This is a genomic window from Deltaproteobacteria bacterium, from assembly GCA_016931625.1.
GTDB lineage: Bacteria > Myxococcota > XYA12-FULL-58-9 > XYA12-FULL-58-9 > JAFGEK01 > JAFGEK01.
In genome coordinates, this window is the sequence record JAFGEK010000154.1 from 1 (window position 1) to 18,903 (window position 18,903).

The 18,903-nt window shown below is 39.4% G+C and carries 10 protein-coding genes; 2 read left to right on the forward strand and 8 right to left on the reverse strand.

From position 1 onward, the window contains the following. Nucleotides 1-238: 238 nt before the first annotated feature. The 3 genes from pbpC to JW841_12970 form a co-directional block, all read right to left on the reverse strand. A complete protein-coding gene (gene pbpC, locus JW841_12960) occupies nucleotides 239-2,536 on the reverse strand; it encodes a penicillin-binding protein 1C (protein ID MBN1961848.1) in 2,298 nt (765 codons plus the stop codon). Nucleotides 2,537-2,604: 68 nt separating this feature from the next. Next, a complete protein-coding gene (locus JW841_12965; GenBank protein ID MBN1961849.1) occupies nucleotides 2,605-8,166 on the reverse strand; it encodes a hypothetical protein in 5,562 nt (1,853 codons plus the stop codon). 25 nt (nucleotides 8,167-8,191) lie between these two features. After that, nucleotides 8,192-8,686, reverse strand: coding sequence for an HIT domain-containing protein (locus JW841_12970; GenBank protein ID MBN1961850.1), 495 nt, complete (start codon nucleotides 8,684-8,686; stop codon nucleotides 8,192-8,194). Between the two features lie 177 nt (nucleotides 8,687-8,863). Here JW841_12970 and JW841_12975 point away from each other — a divergent pair, with 177 nt between their 5' ends. Further along, the gene (locus JW841_12975; GenBank protein MBN1961851.1) at nucleotides 8,864-9,472 is read left to right on the forward strand and encodes a hypothetical protein; all 609 of its coding nucleotides are present in this window, start codon (nucleotides 8,864-8,866) and stop codon (nucleotides 9,470-9,472) included. A gap of 27 nt (nucleotides 9,473-9,499) precedes the next feature. Here JW841_12975 and pgl read toward each other — a convergent pair whose 3' ends face one another. Next, the gene (gene pgl, locus JW841_12980) at nucleotides 9,500-10,258 is read right to left on the reverse strand and encodes a 6-phosphogluconolactonase (protein ID MBN1961852.1); all 759 of its coding nucleotides are present in this window, start codon (nucleotides 10,256-10,258) and stop codon (nucleotides 9,500-9,502) included. Between the two features lie 311 nt (nucleotides 10,259-10,569). On the opposite strand from pgl, the gene JW841_12985 reads away from it, so the two are divergent. Next, on the forward strand, nucleotides 10,570-14,724 hold the full coding sequence (locus JW841_12985) for a DUF2339 domain-containing protein (protein MBN1961853.1): 4,155 nt from the start codon (nucleotides 10,570-10,572) through the stop codon (nucleotides 14,722-14,724). A gap of 9 nt (nucleotides 14,725-14,733) precedes the next feature. On the opposite strand, the gene JW841_12990 is transcribed toward JW841_12985, so the two are convergent. From JW841_12990 to JW841_13005, 4 genes are read right to left on the reverse strand one after another with little or no spacing between them, the layout of a single operon-like run. After that, the gene (locus JW841_12990; protein MBN1961854.1) at nucleotides 14,734-15,510 is read right to left on the reverse strand and encodes a hypothetical protein; all 777 of its coding nucleotides are present in this window, start codon (nucleotides 15,508-15,510) and stop codon (nucleotides 14,734-14,736) included. After that, on the reverse strand, nucleotides 15,510-16,961 hold the full coding sequence (locus JW841_12995; GenBank protein MBN1961855.1) for a hypothetical protein: 1,452 nt from the start codon (nucleotides 16,959-16,961) through the stop codon (nucleotides 15,510-15,512). The genes JW841_12990 and JW841_12995 overlap by 1 nt, the downstream gene beginning before the upstream one ends. A 48-nt stretch (nucleotides 16,962-17,009) precedes the next feature. After that, nucleotides 17,010-18,089 (reverse strand): LysM peptidoglycan-binding domain-containing protein, encoded by a 1,080-nt coding sequence (locus JW841_13000; protein ID MBN1961856.1) that lies wholly within the window; start codon nucleotides 18,087-18,089, stop codon nucleotides 17,010-17,012. Further along, nucleotides 18,086-18,883 carry a tetratricopeptide repeat protein gene (locus tag JW841_13005; protein ID MBN1961857.1) on the reverse strand — a complete coding sequence of 266 codons (798 nt, stop codon included), beginning with the start codon at nucleotides 18,881-18,883 and terminating at the stop codon, nucleotides 18,086-18,088. Before JW841_13005 ends, JW841_13000 begins: the two co-directional genes overlap by 4 nt. Nucleotides 18,884-18,903: the final 20 nt, after the last annotated feature.

Genomic DNA, 18,903 nt, shown 5'->3' on the forward strand with positions numbered 1-18,903 from the left:
AATCTTATATTTAAAAGCATAAAAAAGATCTCTCACTACGTTCGAGATGACACCCATGTTTCGCCAGTATTTATTGAGAACTTACCTTTTTTTCTTCTTTATCTATTTATCTAAAGTGTCAAACACCAAAAAAGTGTCGCAAAATGCGACACTTTTAATTCTTAATAATTAAACAAAAAAATAGTCACTTGATTTTGCATGACTTTTTAAATCCGCGACCTTGGCATCATAATAATAATTATCGTTTGGCACTAAGAACTGTAAAACGCCGCTCCACGCTCTCGCCATCTTCGTCTATTATTGTTAGGCGATGTTCTCCTGATGATGTTAGTACTTCTATTTGATGAATATCTTTAGTGCTTCCTAAATAATGATTATCAATATGCCAATAAAGCTTAGCATCAATTTCACGATGCGTTGCTTCAAATACTGCACGACCTCGATTTCCATCAATTTCTAACGGAATATAAATAACACTATCTTGGCGAGGGTATATTATTGATAATGATTTAGTACTTTTAATCCCTATCTTTTTACAGTCAGATCGCCATGGCGGTAATGGCACATAATCAGCATGATACATACGATAAAACCATTCCATCACTGGAGGTAATACAAAGCGTTCAACTTTTTGTATTTTATATACTATTTCACAATTACCGTGAACACGATATTTTTTCTTCTCGTCAAGATGAACCGTTTGACAATACGAGCAAACATTTCCCTGCAGACTTGCAGTTGGAGCTAATATCTCCTCTGTATCTTTACAGTGTGGCCCTGCCCGCTGTCCACTATGTTTACAAATGGTGATTGGCACCATATCATCACTTGGTGGTACAAACCATGCTGATTTTGGTAATCGATTAAAAATATCAAATAAAATGGGCGCTGCTGCACTCAAACCAGTTAGTCCGGGCCGCCCTTCACCATCAACATTTCCTGCCCAAACGCCGACTGCATAACGAGAAGTTACTCCTACGGCCCAAGCATCACGAAAACCAAAGCTAGTCCCAGTTTTCCAAGCAATTTTTCTTGGAGCCATAAATTCACGCCATGAAGCTTCATCACCAGGGCGAATTACTTCGTTCATTGCTTGCAGCATCATGTAGATAGCGCCTGGTTCAAATGGCAAATTTTTTTGAACTTTAGTTATTGATGTCGCTATAACGTGAGGTTCAAATAATTTTCCATTAATTGATTCACCGTTAGCTGCATATACCGCTGCCCTCGCTAATGAAGCATAAATTCCGGCAATATCCCAAAGTTTCCCTTCGGCACCACCTAATATTAGTGACAATCCATATTGACTTGCAGATCGCTTTAGAGTGGTCATTCCTAGACGTTTTAACAAAGCATAAAAACGATCAACACCGTAGTCTCTAAGCAAACGAGCTGTTGGTACATTTAAAGATCTTGCAATAGCTACCGCTGCTGGTACTACCCCAGAAAATGTTCGAGAAAAATTTTCAGGAGCAAATCCACCAATGCGCAACGGCGTATCTACTAATAATTCATAAGGTAACAACTCACCTGCATCAATTGCTGCTGCATAAAGAAGCGGTTTTAATATACTACCAGTACTACGCGGCGCTACAATTGCATCCACATAACCACCTTGGAGAAAGGTCGTTTTATCGAGTACGTTTCCTACGTAAGCAAGAATTTCTCCACTCATTATATCTATAACAATTGCTGCTGCATGTTGAATATGGTTACTCATCAATCTTTGATGATGTCGCTCTACTATTGCCTCAACTCGCTTTTGTAATTCAATATCAATTGTTGTATATGCTTGCCCGCCATTTTGTTTTAGCAAACGAGTTCGTAAATGCTGGGCCAACTGTGGTAGCGGATGTGGTCTTTGGGGTAAAGGTTCTATCTTTGCATCTTGGTAGGTCTCGTTATCAATTACCCCATTTTCAAATAATATTTTTAAAACCTTATTTCGTCTAGTTAGTAATAAGCTACGATTGCGACCAGGATGCACTAAAGCTGGACTATTTGGCAAAACTGCTAATGTTGCAGCTTCGCTCCAGGAAAGGCGTTCAGGAGCAACACCAAAATATCGCCAAGCTGCTGCATCTAACCCAACCACGTTACCACCAAATGGAGCATTAGCAGCATATAATGCTAAAATTTCAGCTTTACTATTAGTAGCCTCCAAATGTATCGCTAAAATCATTTCGATAAATTTTTCTAAATAATTTCGTGGAGCATTTTCCCTCCATAAACGTACTACCTGCATTGATATAGTACTAGCCCCACTTACAATACGATTTGCCCGCCAATTTAAAATTAAAGCACGAACGATTGCCGCAGGATCTATGCCAAAATGCCAATAAAACCGTTGATCCTCAAAACTTAATAGAGTTGCAGCAAATCGTGGTGGGACGGTTTTCCGCGCTGGAAAACGCCACTGTTCATCAGTAGCCGTATGAGCAGATAATAATGAATGATCACGGGCATAAATTACTGCAGAAACTGGTTTCGTAAAATGAATTGTTGGTAAAAAAACAAAAAAACTTATAACGAGCAACAATATACTCGTTATAATTAGATGGCTTCGTTTAAAATATCTACACACTCTTTTTTGCTAATACCTCATTATTCTAATGCCATAGATACCCCTGCTTTTTTAACATGCACCCATTGCCCCTTAGCGCGTGCATTAATACTACCATCGTACATAGCTTCTACTGCTACTAAAGGTAGATAAAAATGACCAGTGTAACTAGCATTAAGCATCACTTGAAAAGTCTTACTCTCACCAGGTTTTAAATTAAAATAAATAAAGACTCTATCATCTCGTACATCTTGATAATCAAAAATTGATGTTTTAGCAGCAAACCCACCTTCAATACGTTGATTACGGATCTCCCAACCTGCTGCAACCGGATATGATAGCGCAAGATTCTGCAACAACGTACGTCCCGAAGCATTACGTACTGTTATCTGCGATATAAAATCCGTACCCTGCTCAATTTCAACCGGATTTATTCGACTATCTGCAGTATTTTTGTATACAACATTTAAACGTAAACCACGCTCTGCATCGGTCTCACTTCCGTATTTAGGTATTCCAGTACCGATTAGCCTTATAAATAATGGTTTTTCTGAATTGTTAGTTAATGATGCTTTCGCTTCAGTAGCTTTGCCAATATTAAGTGGCTCTTGCGCAATTACCGCATTTGTTGCAATTTTTTTTGTCTTATTAGCAAAAGTATAACTTGCACGAATTGAATCTTCACCACGAGTAGCGCCCGCAAACCTTGCGATAGCAATTAAGGCATAAGAAATTTCTTGAGTGCTTAACCATTCACTGGTGCTTAATTGATCTGAAATGCTTTTTACTACTTTATAGCTTTGCTCATTATCTTTTAGTAGCCATAATGTTTCAAGAATTATTGCCTGATCACGCAAAGTTGAACCGTAGGTACCAGCTAGTTCACGATATTCTGGTATTGACATATCTGCCTCTTTTGCGAGCTTACGTGCTATCTCAGCCTTACCGGCTAACTGATAAGCTGCAGTTAATTGCCACATTGCTGCTGCGGGCAGTTTTGCATTTTCCTTCAAACGATTCATGGCACCAAGATCAGGACTATCTGCTAGAGCTAAACTATATAACCGATAGGCTTGTTCTCGAACATCAACATCGCGCCCGTTTGAGTTAATACGTTGTGCGGCACGAACATGTTGATATTTTTTCCAATGTTCGATAACTTCGTCTTGTACTAAATAGCCAGCCTTTTTAGCTTCGATTAAAAAATGACCAGCATAATTACTTGACCAATCATCTGGTTCAACTCCTCCTGGCCAATAACTAAAACCACCACTTGGAGTTTGAAATAAACGCAAACGATCAATGCCAGCACGAATATTATTTTCTATTTCATTTTTACGCTCATTTGATAAATCCAATAGCTCACTTAGATATAATTGTGGAAATACTGATGAAGTTGTTTGTTCAACACATCCGTGTGGATATTGAATAAGAAAAGCAAGACGTCGACCTAGATCTATCGGTGGTATACGCGATACTTCAAGCATTGCGGTATTAGTGCCAGCAAATCCTGGTAAATTCATGCTACCATGAAAGGTTTTGCCTGGCTGTGCCACCCCTGCAATAACATCACTCACTGCAACACCAGGAATACGTACATCGATCTCAATTGTTTGTCTGGCCTTTTCTCCTGCACCCTCAGCAAAAACATCTATTTTAGCAATACCACTTTGCTCTTTAGCCACTAAGCCAAAAGTAATGGTGCGGTCACCCACGCTCTTAAAATTAATGGTACGACTAGCCTTACCATCAACTACAACAGGTCCAGAAACTTTAACTTGTACTTTTGCCTGTTTAATCTTTTCTTCAAGTGCAAAAATTGTAACGGGTAAATCAACCTCTTCTTCAGGCCCAATTACTCGTGGTAAAGTCGCCAGTAATAATAAAGGCTTACGTACAAAAACTGATTTCTCTGCAGAACCAAAAGCTCGACCTTGTCCAGCAACTACCATCACTCGCACCGAGCCAACATAACGAGGAATATCAATAGTATGTGTCGCCTTATCCCCACGCCCTAATGCAAAAGGCCCGATAAAACGCACCATCGGTGGAAATCTGTCCGCTTTACGGCCACCTTGAGAGTCATCACCTTCTTCATCGCCACCAATTGCCAGCATGCGCTCAAGCGCAGCACCATATGCTCCTGCAACATATTCAAATACATCCCAAGTATGCACACCCAATGCTTCACGCCTGTAAAAATGATCCCATAGATTTGGCACCTGATATCGTGTCAGTCCCAGTAGCCCTTCATCCACAACAGCTACCGTATAAGTCATTGGCATACCTTTGGCCTCTTTAACAACTATCTTTGCTTTAGATTCAGGTTCAAATACTTCAGGCGCAACAATCTCTGGTTGTAATCGTGTGTCAGGATCAATTATTTTAATTGGAATAACACCATACATACGTATTGGTAGATCATTTTGTGACTGTTCATGTGGTTGTAACAATTCAACATTAACATATATATTTGGTGCCATTTCAGCGCTGGCGGTAAAACTATAACGAGTATTTTCTCCTTTGGCTTCTAACCAGTCTGCCTTTACAACTTTACTACCTGATTCTATAGTTACTAAAGCTCGTCCACTTTGTGCAGCTGGTATATTAATTTGAACTTTATCTCCGACATTGTATTCTTGTTTGTCGGCAGAAAAAGCTAATACCGAAGCACCACCCGGATTATCTTTTTGCGCTCGTCCTGCCCATCCAGGCCAATCAATGTACACTATCTTACCACTGCGATGACCACCCTTAATATCGCGTACTAATAATATATATCTTCCCCACTCAGGATATTTAACTTCAAAATGCCAAGCTCCTTTGCCATTTTTTAAATTAACCTTACCACTGGCAACAGCAGTATGATTGCGTGATTCAACGTAATCAGCCAACGATGTATCTTCGCTCTTATCCCACCACCAACGCCATTGAACTTTATAAAGTTTGCATTCAACACTAACATCTTCATTAGCTAATTTACCGTCTGCATCTACTGCTACAATAGATAACTCATGCTTTTTATCGGTAAGCAACATACCCCTACTAGCATCACCTTTAGGAGCTTTTATACCGATGTAGAGCTTGTATGGCGAATATGGTACCGCAAAAGTATCGCTGCTATATACACCACTATTTTCAAAAACCCTGGTTGAAAAACTTGCAGTTAGCATACCCGGAGCCTTACCACGAACCGCAAACTGACCGGTTATTTGAGCTTCGCCTTGCTCATTTAAATTGCCTTCAAACAATTGTATGCTTTCAGGATTGAACCTTTGCGCTGGATCTTCAAATATATATTCTGAATATATCGGAAACTTAGTTGCCCGTTTATAAAGAGAAACTTGCACGTCTGTTTTTAAGTTGCGTGCAATAGCACCATGTAACCAAGTTGATTTTAAGGTGCCTGAAATCTTATCGTTGGCATATAACATCTTAGTATCAAAATCTAATTCTATTTTCAAACGATTTGGACGAACCATCTCGACCTTAAGTGTTTCCGTGAATACTGTACCACCCACAATTACACGGGCTATATAGTTACCGGTTAACGCATCATGTTCTGTCTTAGTATGGAAAGCATAAAATCCGTTTACTGATTCATGGGTAACTTGTGAGTCAACAAGCCTACCCTGCGGATCTATTAACTCGAAGCGAAGCGGATGTTCTTCGGGTATATGTTTATCCGGATCAAAAAGCACAAAGGTAAGGTAAATATCATCTCCAGGACGCCATACTCCTCGCTCTCCATAAATCTTTCCTTTTATCCCCCGGCTAACCGTCATGCCGCTGATATCAAAATGTGCCAGTGATAAGGCGCTACCATCATCAAGTTTCAAGAAACTACGTTGTTCGCCATTTCTAGCTACAACTACAAAGGGGCGATGATCTACTTTTAAACGCACAACTCCATCGCCATCAGTTGTACCAGCGGTAATTACTTGTTGCTGAAAATCCAAAACTTCAATCGTTGCACCAATTATCGGCTGCGTAGTTCGCAAATCTGTTGCAGTAATTAATATAGAATTATCGCTGCCTACTTTTGCAATTAAGCCGATATTGGTAATTAAAACGTTACGACTAGCCGTTATTTCATTATGATTATAGCCAAGATAGAACGCCTTACTACAAGGGTCATCTGGCCTACCGCGATCTTCATTAGCATAATAGTTTTCTGCACTATCCCAATAACTTTGTTCATTTGAAGTTTCAAATATATCATCAAAGTTTTTTTCTATGTTCTCTGGTTCTGACAGCGCTGGCGTTGCACAATCATAAAGAATATGTTGACGTCTAAATGATAAATTTAATCGGTATAAACCACTAGTGTTCCCCGTAATAAGCGGCGCTAAATCAAGACCAAAGCGTGACCAGCGATTTTTATTATCTGCCCCAGTGCCCAAATCAACAACTTGTTTCCAAACAACACGACCAACCCGACGCATTTCATTAGCGGTATTAAAATCATTAACTTGTAAAAATTGTGGCACATTCTGATCAGGAACGCGTATCGCTTCAACAAGCACTGCTTTTAAATTGGCTGTCTCAATTGGAATAGTCAAACCTGCTGTAGTCGGAACCAACACACCCTTTGAACCAAAACGTACCGCTGGTTTAAGCGGTGCAAAATGCACCTTTTCACTAAACTCATGAGTCAACTTATAACCACGAAAATTTTTGACCCCGCGTTCGATAGTTAGCTGCACCGCAGAGCCAAAACGCTTACTTCCATAAATGCGTAAAATGCTGCCATCAATAACTAAACGTGGCTTGCCTTTATTGATATGTACTAAGCCACGTAAATTTTGTTTACGCAAAAGGCTATCACTAAAATGAACTTCTATGTGTTGCTCTAGCTCTTGCTGAGCACGAACTTTAGTTACAGTAAAATTTTTAAGTCCTGGTACTGATATCTTTTCTTCCCCTTGTTTTTTAACTCCAATTGCTTCACCATCCCATGAAATGGCTAAAACTCGATCAGCGTCTACTCGTAAAATATCTGCGACAGTAAATTCGTGGGTATGACGATCAGATGAGTGTTTCCAACTTAAACCAAGTTTCTTTCCATCAAGTTTAGCGCTAATTACTTTCTCAACATTAGCAGCATTAGCAACATCATTGGTAATTACTACACCATTAAAAACTTGTTTTGAACCCTCGCCAACTTCTTTCGCTGCTAAACCATCAAGACGAACAGTAAATGATTGCTGCATAACTGAAAAACTAAACTCTAAGGTTTCTTCACCTTTTGGCACCGCCATAAATTCATTTAATGCCAAGGTAATTTTATATTTTTCACCAGGAGTTAGCGGCTCTTGCGGACGTAATTCAATAGTTTGGCGATCACTCCATGCTGCAATACCATCAAACTTTGGTTCACTTGCAAATGGTGAATCATCGAATATTGCGCCAACTTGTTCGGGTTTTACTACCGCCTCAGTAAATTGAACCTTGATTACAGTCTCACGCGATATGGTACCTGAAGTATATGCTGCAATAGTAGCAGGTACTTTATCTGCAGTTATTGTCGGGGTTCCTTTTTTACAAGACCAAATAACAGTCGCTAATATTAAAATTGAAAACAAGGATGATAAACGCTGCATAAAAAACCCCTTTGCTAAAAAACCATCAACCTAAAGCTAAAAATCCGGCTTGTATTCGCTGCCAGCTATTATCTAAATGTTCGATAAGAACTTTAGTATCCGCCAACACTGGCATGTAATTAGTGTCACCTCCCCAACGCGGTACGATGTGGTAATGTAGATGATCTGCTATCCCAGCACCAGCAATCCTACCAAGATTCATCCCTATATTGCATCCTTCGGGATGATAAACTTCATGAATGACCTTAGCTGCAAGTTTAAGTTCTTGATGTAAATCAGCAAAAATTTCATCCGTAAGTGTGGCAAAATCTGCCCCGTGTGCTTGGGGAATCACCATCACATGTCCCGAATTATACGGGAAACGATTTAGCACCGTAAAAGATAAATTGCTGCGATGCACTACTAAATTTTCACGATCTTTATCAGACGGCGCTGCCATAAATTGACAAAAAATACAGGTAGTAGCTGCAGGTGTGGCAATGTATTCCATACGCCATGGGGCCCATAATGGCTTTTCCAAAGTACCTCCTGCGCATTACTTTTTTTTATTTATAAACAACCTCAAACCGATACCAAGGCTGTAACAGTATCACTAACAACCTCGCAAGTATTTAGTGGCGAGTCAGTTATAATATGGAACAATTAACTAAAAGCATATTTTATTGCTGCCATACCAGCATAAGGAGTTTTAAAAAAAATGAAACGTCTTGCTATCAACCAACTAACCCTAATATTAAGTTTGTTATTTGCTTTTTCTGCCTGTGGTAGTGAAGATAAATCATCCCCAGCAAGCAACGCTATTACTAGCGTGCCTGCCGAAACCCAAATTTCAGAATTAACCCAAGAACAGCAAGAACAAATAACTCTTGAAGTTGTTAAGTATATCAATGCTAATATCACCCCGGCAAAACAACAAAAAATTAACTGTCTTGATGAAGGTTTTACAGTTGGATTCTTTGCAGGACTTTCAGCTTCGGCCTGTCAATCAACATATAACGAATGTATGTCTCAAGATTCTGAAATAGAGCCATTTACAGAAGAAGATTTTCAACCAGATGAGGGAGCAATGGAGCAATGCCAAGCTACGGTCAGCCAAATAAATAAATGCTTACAAGAACAGGTTCAATCTTTTAATAAAATGGTCGACTCAGCTAGCTGCAATGACCTTAACAATCTCGAAAGCAACAGTGAAAAATACGAAATGTCAGCTCCTACATGCGATACTGTAGCTGAAATTTGTCCTGATGTAGTGCCAGAAGATGAATTTGGTGAATCAAGCGAAATGGAAATGGAAATTACCTTTTAATGGTTAGCTAAACTCTAAATAAAAATTTTAACTCCCAGCATTTGCTATTCGTGTTGGTAATTCTGCGGCGGCATCACGATCAATAATCCAAAGCAATTTGCCTTGCGGTCGTACTTGTCCTGCTGGCAGCCAAGCATGCCCTGGTGTTCCTAATATACGAGCTAAAGCTGTCGCCTTTTTTTGACCGCTAACTAAAAAAGCAACATAGCGAGCATTATCGAACACCGGAAAAGTTAGCGTCAAACGATAAGCACCTAGCTTTACAACAAATGGTGCTGCCACCCATGTACGCCATTCACCCACTGTATTTTCACCAGGAAATATTGAAGCTGTACCACCATCACTACTCATACCGAGCAATACTAAATCAAAACGTGGCATTCCTGGAGGTGTTAAACCAAAGGCCATACCTAACTCTCGTGCATAAGCTTGAGCAGCTAAATCTGCGTTATCATATTCGGTGACAATACGATGGATATTACTTTTAGGAATCGGCACATGCGACAGTAATGTTTCTGTTGCCATGCGGTAATTGCTATCGTGATGAGCTGCAGGAACAAATCGTTCATCGCCAAAAAATATATGAACTTTTTCCCAGGCGATACGTTTGTAATAAGGAGCACTTTGATTGGCAAGCAGTCTATAAGCAGCACTTGGGGTAACACCACCAGCCAAAGCCACCATAAATCGCCCTCTCTCTTGTATGGACACTTCAGCCTGGCTAGCAAACAACTCAGCTGCCTCAAATGCTAGTGCGTCTAGATCACTAACAATATGCATGTTCATAGAATCAATCATCTTATGAACCTATATTTCATAATTCTAATTACTGACTTATGGTTAAAATAGGTTAGTAAAATAAAAAAACTCCTTGAAATCAATTATCACCTAGTAAATCTTAATCTTGAAAATATTATAATATCGCGCTGTAATACACCTGTCTCCTAAAAAGCGCCACTTTTTATGTAGTCACTTGAAAATATCGATTTTCTCAAGGAGAATATTAACGTATCAATATTATCTAACTACCTAAATACCAAAAAAGTAATAAATATCTACACCATTAAATACTTTGTTTATTGATGTGCGGAGGTATTATGGAAGAAGTTCTGGCGGCTATCGGCTTAATTTTATTAGCATTAATCATTTTGGTGATGCCAATTATTGCTCTGGTTTTTGCCATTAAAGCACGTAACTCTATAAAAAACATCAACAATAATATAAAGTTACGTATAGAATCGATAGAAAATGAATTACAACGACTAAAACAAAATATAAATAAAACTACTAATGCGAAGAAAACTATAGTCGAACAAACAATAGCAAACACAGATACATTTGAATCTATTAGCAATAATAACCAACAAACTGATGCAAAATCAATAAACACCATCGATACAAGCACAATAGCCAATAACACTGAACCTGAAAATATTACTAATGCTGCTTATATAGCTAAGGCTCCATCATTTGACTCACCCGAAACAGAAATAAAAGAAACAACTGAAAAATCTACAATTAATACACCTCCATCATCGCTTGAAGAAACAATTGGTTTGGTGTGGTTCACCCGCATTGGTGCAATAATTGGATTAGTAGTTGTCGCATGGTTTTTTAAATATGCGGTTGACAACGATTGGATTGGCCCTTGGGGACGTGTTGGCATTGGCGCCACTTTAGGGGCGGCATTACTATTTAGTGGGGCTTTTTTAGCTCGACGATCTAAACATATTCACGGCTATTTTCTCCAAGGTTTAATGGGCTTAGGCTTGGCGATTTTAGTTGTCAGTGGATACGCCAGCTTTGGCTTTTATCACTTACTTGCTGCTTGGGAGGCGTTTGCGGTTATTACTCTGCTTTGTGTAGTAGGCGGGGCACTTGCATATACGTTTAATTCACAACTCTTGCTTTCGTTATCATTAATTGCTGCGTTTCTTAACCCAGTTATGCTTTCAACCGGGGTTGACCGCCCATTTGCCTTATTTAGCTATCTATTATTAATGACCAGTGGCGCCATCTTTGTTGCTATAGTGCGAAGATATACGATTGCTTTAGCGTTAGCTGTTTTCGGTATCATTGCTATTTTTATCGGCTGGTATGATCGTTTCTTCAATATATCACCACCACCTTTACCAGGTACGGTTGATGAACTCCCTGAAAAATTACAAGGTGCTTATTATCCCTTACTGGCACGTTTTGCTCCATTAATATTCACTGCTTTATTCGCGCTTGAATGGAGTATTGCCGGTATTTTATTAAGAAAGCGCGGTCGCCCTATTGTAGCTTTAGTTTTCTATCTTATCGCAGCAGTATCTGCACATGCAGCATATACGGGCTTGTTATTTGATCATACCTTCATTCTAGGGGGAATACTTTGTGCGCTAGCAGCTATCTTTGCATCACTATTGATCTATGAAGGTCATGGTAATTGGCTTGGCTTGCCGATGGTCGTAGCTTTTACCGTGCTCGCAGCAGTAGCCAACGATGTGGCGATTGATAGCCGCTTGCCAATAATGCTACTGACTGGTGGCTTATCAGCGATTTATTTTGGTATCATATTGCGCACTTCGTTACGCTCCGGAAGTTTAGCTTCGTGGCGAGCCTTACTTTTAATTGGCGGCGCAGGCTTGGGGCTTTTAGTTTTAGCTGTACAACAATTACTAATTCATCATCACATTGAAACCTTTGCCGGATTAGTTGCTGTTCTTTCACTTATATATCTATTAATTGCTATAAGTACTCAACGAATTACATTACTTATAGTTGTATTAATTGTTAGTTTCATTTCTTTTGGAGTTGCTTCCTCGATAAACAATGAAACCAACTATGTGTTCTTAGGTATTTGCAGTCTTTGGTTTTTAATGCACTTAGGCTTTTTAGCCTTTGAAATGCTGTTTAAGCAAAGACCTTGGAATTTTGCACGTCTTGCCGCTTTAGGTGGCGTTGGGGTTTGTTATATCTTTTTGCTTCTATCTAATACTGCAAATGACGCTGATCTCTTACGTGCTTGCGTTTCAATAGCAACCGGTGCGCTTTATCTTATTTTCGGTGTTCGTATGCTTAATGCTGGTCGCTACGCCCAAGACCGTGTGCTATTACCATTAGGTTTAGCAGTTACTTTATTTACCCTGGCACTAGCATTTCTATTAAGTGGCCCAAGCTTAACCGTGGCCTGGGCAATTGAAGCTGGTGCACTTGGTTGGCTTGCCACAAAAGCAAAACGAAATGAGCAACTCGGTCATTCTGCTTGGCTCATCTTCGCTTTGGTTATGATTTTATTAGCACTAATTCGTCTCTTAGGATGGGATTGGGATTGGGCTCAAAGGCAATATTGGATATTTATTTCTACACAAGGCGAAAAAGGTATTCTGCAACCTTCGCCTTTTTTACATCCCCGTGCTTGGGGACTTATTGCCATTGGCGTAGCTCTGCTTCTTTGTGCCAAATGCTGGTCACGTTTACGTGAAAATTTCGTGTTTCGCATTACCGCATTAATAACGCTTATTGCTGGCCATATTGCAGTTTTAGTACTGCTTATTACTGAAATACAAATTTGGGCTACTGTGGCACCACCTCAACTTTTAGCCAAACTCCCTCGTGAAGAATTCGATGTTATCCTGCAAAACTGGCAGAATGCTGTATGGGCTCAAAGTACCCGCTTATCAATGATCACTACTATTATTATGGCTATATATGCCTTATTACTATTAAGTTTTGGCTTCGCGATAAAAGATTATGTGCACCGCTTACTTGGTATAGCCTTATTTGCAATTACTTTGGGCAAGTTAACTATACTCGATGTATGGCGGCTTGAAACTATCTATCGTATTGCTGTTGGTGCTACATTGGCGACGTTATTCTTAGTTGGTGGCTTCTTATACGCTCGATTTGCAAAACGCGTGAGAACTTTAATTATGGATGGCAGCAACAAAAGCGCATTACTTTTCTTTATTTGTGTATCTCTAGCAACAGCAAACGCCTTTGCACAAAAATCCAATCAACAAGATAATACCGCCCCTAGCAATATAAAAGCAGCACAATTATCACAATCTATAGTTAATATACCGATTGCAGGTGATTATAAAATAACTATTACTCCGGCACTATATGCGGCAAGTAAAACTCAGCCGACTTTACAAGATTTACGAATCATTGCTCCTGATGGTAATAATGCCCCTTATTTTATTGAAGATGTACGACCACCAGCACCGCAAAACCGTGCTACCGCTCGCTTACTTAATCCGGTAATTTTGCCAAATGGTGCTACTCAAGTTGTACTGGCTATCCCTAAATCAGCACGCGAACATAACGCTGTCTTTTTAGATATTAAGGGTAATAACTATCTACGTGCTACCAAAGTTGAATCTAGCCTTAATGGCAAATCATTCGGCTTATTAGCGCAGGGTGAATATGTGTTTATGGTTAGCAATAGCAGAAATACCGCTTCACGTAATTATATTAACTATCCTCTAACACATGCGCGCTATCTACGAATTACTGTATTACCTGGTCAAGATCAGCAAGCGTTACACATCAACGGTGCCATAGTGCACCATGAAATAATTAATAGCCATCTAAAAGCCTACGCTCAAGTTACTCTTGGCATTAGTTCAGAAGAGAATATCAATAATACTTATGATAAAAAATCCATTTATTTATTTGAAAAACTGCCCAGCAATCTGCCTATCCATGCTCTTGAATTAGAAGTAGCACCCGACAACTTCGTAAGACGTGCATATATTGAAGCAACTACTAAAAAACAAGCCTGGTTTCCAGTTGGCGGGGGGATAATTTATCAAGTATTAACTAACGAAAATAAACCAACTGTTTATAAGAATGCGCTCAATCTAACTATTAATCCCGGCAGCAGACCATATATCAGATTAATTATTGAAAACGGTGATGACCCACCAATTAAAGTACTAAGCGCCAAACTACACTATCAACGCCAAGAAATTATTATGCGTGCAAAAGAAGTTGGTGATTATATACTACGCCTAGGCGATGCTAAAGCCAAAGCGCCAAGCTATGATTTACGCGAACAACTGCGCCGCACTGGTTTTACTGAGCTTCCACAAATAACCATAGGACCACTGCAATTAGTTACTATAAACACCGACGATCAATCACAAACAACCAAAATTGCCTTTAGTGAAAAATATGCCCTCTTTATTAAAATTGGCTTAGGGGTATTGGCGATTATCTTATTAATATGGACAATTCGTATGATTAAGCGTCCATCACGTGTTTAAAAAATACTACTAATTCCCTTCGTCGCCTATTCGCTCTTGCTTTTTAAGAAATTCTCGCGCTCGCTTATCAGTAAGGTAGCGCTCGATTGCACGCAAAAATAGGGCAATATCAGCACCATATGCTGCAGGGGTAATCGCAATATCACCTCCTAACCAAATTTGATTATTTTTAATTTGTTTTTTTATTTTTTGCGCAAGATCTTCTTTAGAGCCAGTGCATTGTATACTAGATATAAGGGCTTCTATATCTGCGACAACAAATAACAAAACATCATTACCGTTCAGGTGTGCTGCATTTAATCCTGCAATATTTTCCCATTCAATTAGAAACGAATAGTGTTTACGGCCAAAACGTAATCCGTTTGCTTCAAATATTAGATAATGATTACGCGGTAAAACTCTTGCAAGCAGCAACACTAAAAATAATAAACTAAAGAAAGCAATGATGCCAGTGAGTATAACAAACATTATACCGATACTATGGCCGGCTAATACACCGATAATACCAATTATTAAAAATCCAATTGCGGTAACTATCGGTAGTTTGCGATTTGGTTTTAAAGGGACACCACCGATTACTTCTATTTTATCGGCTTGCATACTTGTTCGCAGACGGCGGCCATTTAGAATTCGCCACCCACCTACAGCAGCGACGCCTGCAAAAAAGGCTGCGATCGCAAATCCACTTTTATCACCCGCATAAATAGCTATAAATAACCCTACGATAACTGCAATAATACCCACTACTAAAATGAACCAATCACGCAAGGTGGCAAAAAAATGCATTATTGTAGATTTAACCGCACTAAATCATCGTCAGCTATTGCCCATAACTCGTTATCCACGAATACTAAAGATCTTAAATATATATCTAATCCTTCATATACTGAAACAACGTTACCTACTGCATCTATTTCATAAATTGCAATCAACGATTCCATCGTATCATTACAACTCCAATAACTAGTAGAGTGTATTATCCACAAGTGATCATTATAGAAAGCCATGCCTCTTGGTGATGAAGAATATAGATTAAATGAGGAAAGTATATCACCAGATGAATTAATTTTATGAGCACTTGCTTGCTCTTTGGTGTAATCGTCTTCAATTATCCAGAGGTTTTGTCCATCTGCTGCTATACCAGTTATTTCTTGCATATGATTTTCTGCAGGAAATATTTGTATGGTATCAATAAGATTGCCGTCTTTACTGATGTTAACAATTTTGCCAAAATTTCTATCAACTATCCATAATGAAGTACCATCATAAGTAATATCGCCGAAAAAATATGTCCAATCACCATCATAGACTAGTTGCGTTTGGCCTGTTTTATCCATACTAAAAATTTTTGTTTCGAACAATTCAGTAAAATAAAATGTGTTACCATCCCAAGCTAAACCCGCCGGTTCACCATCGGTTGGGGTAATACGTTCAGCAACGCTAAATTTTTTCTTTGTAGCTAAATACGCCTGCCACTTACCGGTATCAGATCCCTGACTATAAGTTCCACTAAAATTTTTACCATCCGTCGTTTGTCCAATTAAATTCATACCCATTTCTTCTTCGAAAGTTAATCCTTCCCCCGAAGCTCTTCCTTCTACAGGGAAACAACTTGAATATGACGAAGCGAATGACATGCTAAGCCCAGCTTTAAGAGCGCCAGTAGCACTTTGCACTATATCAAGACGAAATGTACCTGTTTCAAGTGTAACATCGCTAGTTATGGTACCGATTAAGGCCCCAGTTAAATCATAGGCTGGTGCCGCTAAATGGTGAGCTGTAATAGCGGTTGTACCACTACACGAAGATGAACTACTTTGATATGTCCAGTTGGCACTACCTATAAACTCGTTACCATCATTTGAAACTTCACCAGAAAATGCCAGCTCGATAGTACCACTGCCAGAAGATTGATTACTTTGCCAGGTTACATTGTGACCGTCGATCTTACCACTGATCTGCTCGCCATCCGATTCAAATATTACCAAGATATCACTACCATTTTGAACAATTTGCACAATGTCTTCTTTGGTTTTTGGATAATGTACCCCACTACAGTCGCCATTTTCGACCATAGTCACTTCCCAAATGCCGCTAACGTCTCCTGCAAAAGATTTCTCATCCGAACTGCAACCCAAAAACATTGCCGTTGAAAATAATACGATACCAGAGCGACATATCGAACTTTTTACCAAAGTAAATAATGCCTTAAGCAAAGGTGTTGTTAAGTGTCCCATGAGCATCTCCATTAATAAATATGAGAAAAAGCTAAATAGTTCATGCAATTATTGCATAATAGCTTTAACCGGGTAGCCTGCTTCAATTTCACGACGCGATGAAGTCACTAAGCAAGCGGTGGCTTTATCCCTGACGTCAACTGCTGTCAATAATGCTACTAATGTTGAGGGTAAATTATTTTTTGTTTCAACAAATGGATCTTTATTGATAAATACTCCAAGCCGATTTCCAACTTCGATACCACTACTAGCTCCAATATCGATAAAGACTAAACGATTTTGACCAGAAACATTTACATCTGGCTCAACTGATAAAATAACTCCTGATAGCGGTACTTTAGCTTTAGTTGCCTGATGTCCTAAAGTTGGTAATTGAACCAAAGGGGTCACTAATTGGCCACGTTCAACTTCTATCATTGCATCAGTAATTACTGCTTTGCTAATATCTCCATCAGTTAATTTTATTGTAGTAAAACCCGTAATCTGCGTCATATAGCCAAAAAGTTCGCCAGTGATTGGATGACGTACCTTTTTGACGGTGCGATATATCATATAGCGTTGCCCACGTGTTACCTGCTGTCCAGGTGGAAACGTAATAAAGACTTCATCATTAGGGGCTAATAATATTTTATCATTTATTGAATTAGTTAATATGCCAGACTCTTTTAATTCTTTCGGCGATAATACCAAGTTAACAAGTTCACGACTTAAACGTGTAGCCCACTTACGCTCTAGCGCCTGTTCTTGCACTACTGGTCCGGTATCTGTATCCTCATCCGGCTTTTCTACAGTGTCTGTCGGCATTTCTCGTTGCATTGCTACTAACTGCGTCAGCCGTGGCAATTCTTGATCAGAAGGTTGAAATCTTACGATATCACCTGGATAAATCCAATGCGGATTGGTTATTTCAGGATTACACGACCAAACCCGCGGCCAAAACCAAGGAGACCCTGTAAATCTTTCTGATATATCCCAAAGAGTATCTCCCTTACGTACTGTATACTCATCAATTGTCGGATTATATTCAATATGTGCAGTTGTTTGGGCAGAAGCTCGGTTTTGTTGCCCTGTAGTAATTACCATCTCTGTAATAATTGCGATTAATAATATTTTATGAGGAAAATTCATCTTTCATTCCTCGTTTTGTTTTGCAAACGATTACGCGCCAAATCGGCTAAGGCGGTATTAGGATAATTGGTTACTAAATCAAGAAAAGCTTGCTGTGCTTGCTGATCTGAGCCCAAGCGCTCATAGGCAACGCCCATACGAAACAATGCTTCAGCTATTTTTCCACTTCGCGGATAACGCAATAATAGTTTATTAAAATGCTGCACCGCCGCCGAAAATGCACCTGATTCAAAACTTGATTCACCCATCCAATATAATGCTTTATCAGCATGTATATGCTTTGGATATCGCTCTACAAATTGTGAAAAAAGTTTTGTTGCCTCACCAGTTCGTCCTTCTCGAAACGTCCGCAGAGCATCACGAAACATACTTTCAGCGTCGCTAATTGTCTCTTCTGCAAAATCGGTCGGAGGTGGTACTTTTGCGACCGATAAAGTTTCTGTCGGTGATTCAGGTGGCTCACCGGTCATTTCTATATTTATGACATCGCTTGCATTATCAGCCGGCGCTGCTTGAGAATTTCTTTTCGCTTTTGCTGGTGCTAACTTGACCACCCTAAGGTGAGGTGGCGGTTGTCTAGCTTCAGCATCAGCTCGTTCACGCTTTTGTTGATCAATTATTAAAAAAACTTGATTCTGTAGATCTGTTATTTGTGTATCATAACGACCTACCTGCGCTTGTAATAGCTGAACTTTTTCACGCAATTGATGCAGTTGCACCTGTGAGGCACCATGGCCACAACCTATGCTGGTGATACTAAGCCCACACACAATACTGGCTATTATCCATTTCACATCGCAAGTCTCGCCCGCAC

Coding starts and splice junctions, on each gene's coding strand:
- JW841_12965 (MBN1961849.1), bottom strand. CDS start 8,166: ATGCAGCGTTTATCATCCTTGTTTTCAATTTTAATATTAGCGACTGTT.
- JW841_12975 (MBN1961851.1), top strand. CDS start 8,864: ATGAAACGTCTTGCTATCAACCAACTAACCCTAATATTAAGTTTGTTA.
- pgl (MBN1961852.1), bottom strand. CDS start 10,258: ATGAACATGCATATTGTTAGTGATCTAGACGCACTAGCATTTGAGGCA.
- JW841_12985 (MBN1961853.1), top strand. CDS start 10,570: ATGGAAGAAGTTCTGGCGGCTATCGGCTTAATTTTATTAGCATTAATC.
- JW841_12990 (MBN1961854.1), bottom strand. CDS start 15,510: ATGCATTTTTTTGCCACCTTGCGTGATTGGTTCATTTTAGTAGTGGGT.
- JW841_12995 (MBN1961855.1), bottom strand. CDS start 16,961: ATGGGACACTTAACAACACCTTTGCTTAAGGCATTATTTACTTTGGTA.
- JW841_13000 (MBN1961856.1), bottom strand. CDS start 18,089: ATGAATTTTCCTCATAAAATATTATTAATCGCAATTATTACAGAGATG.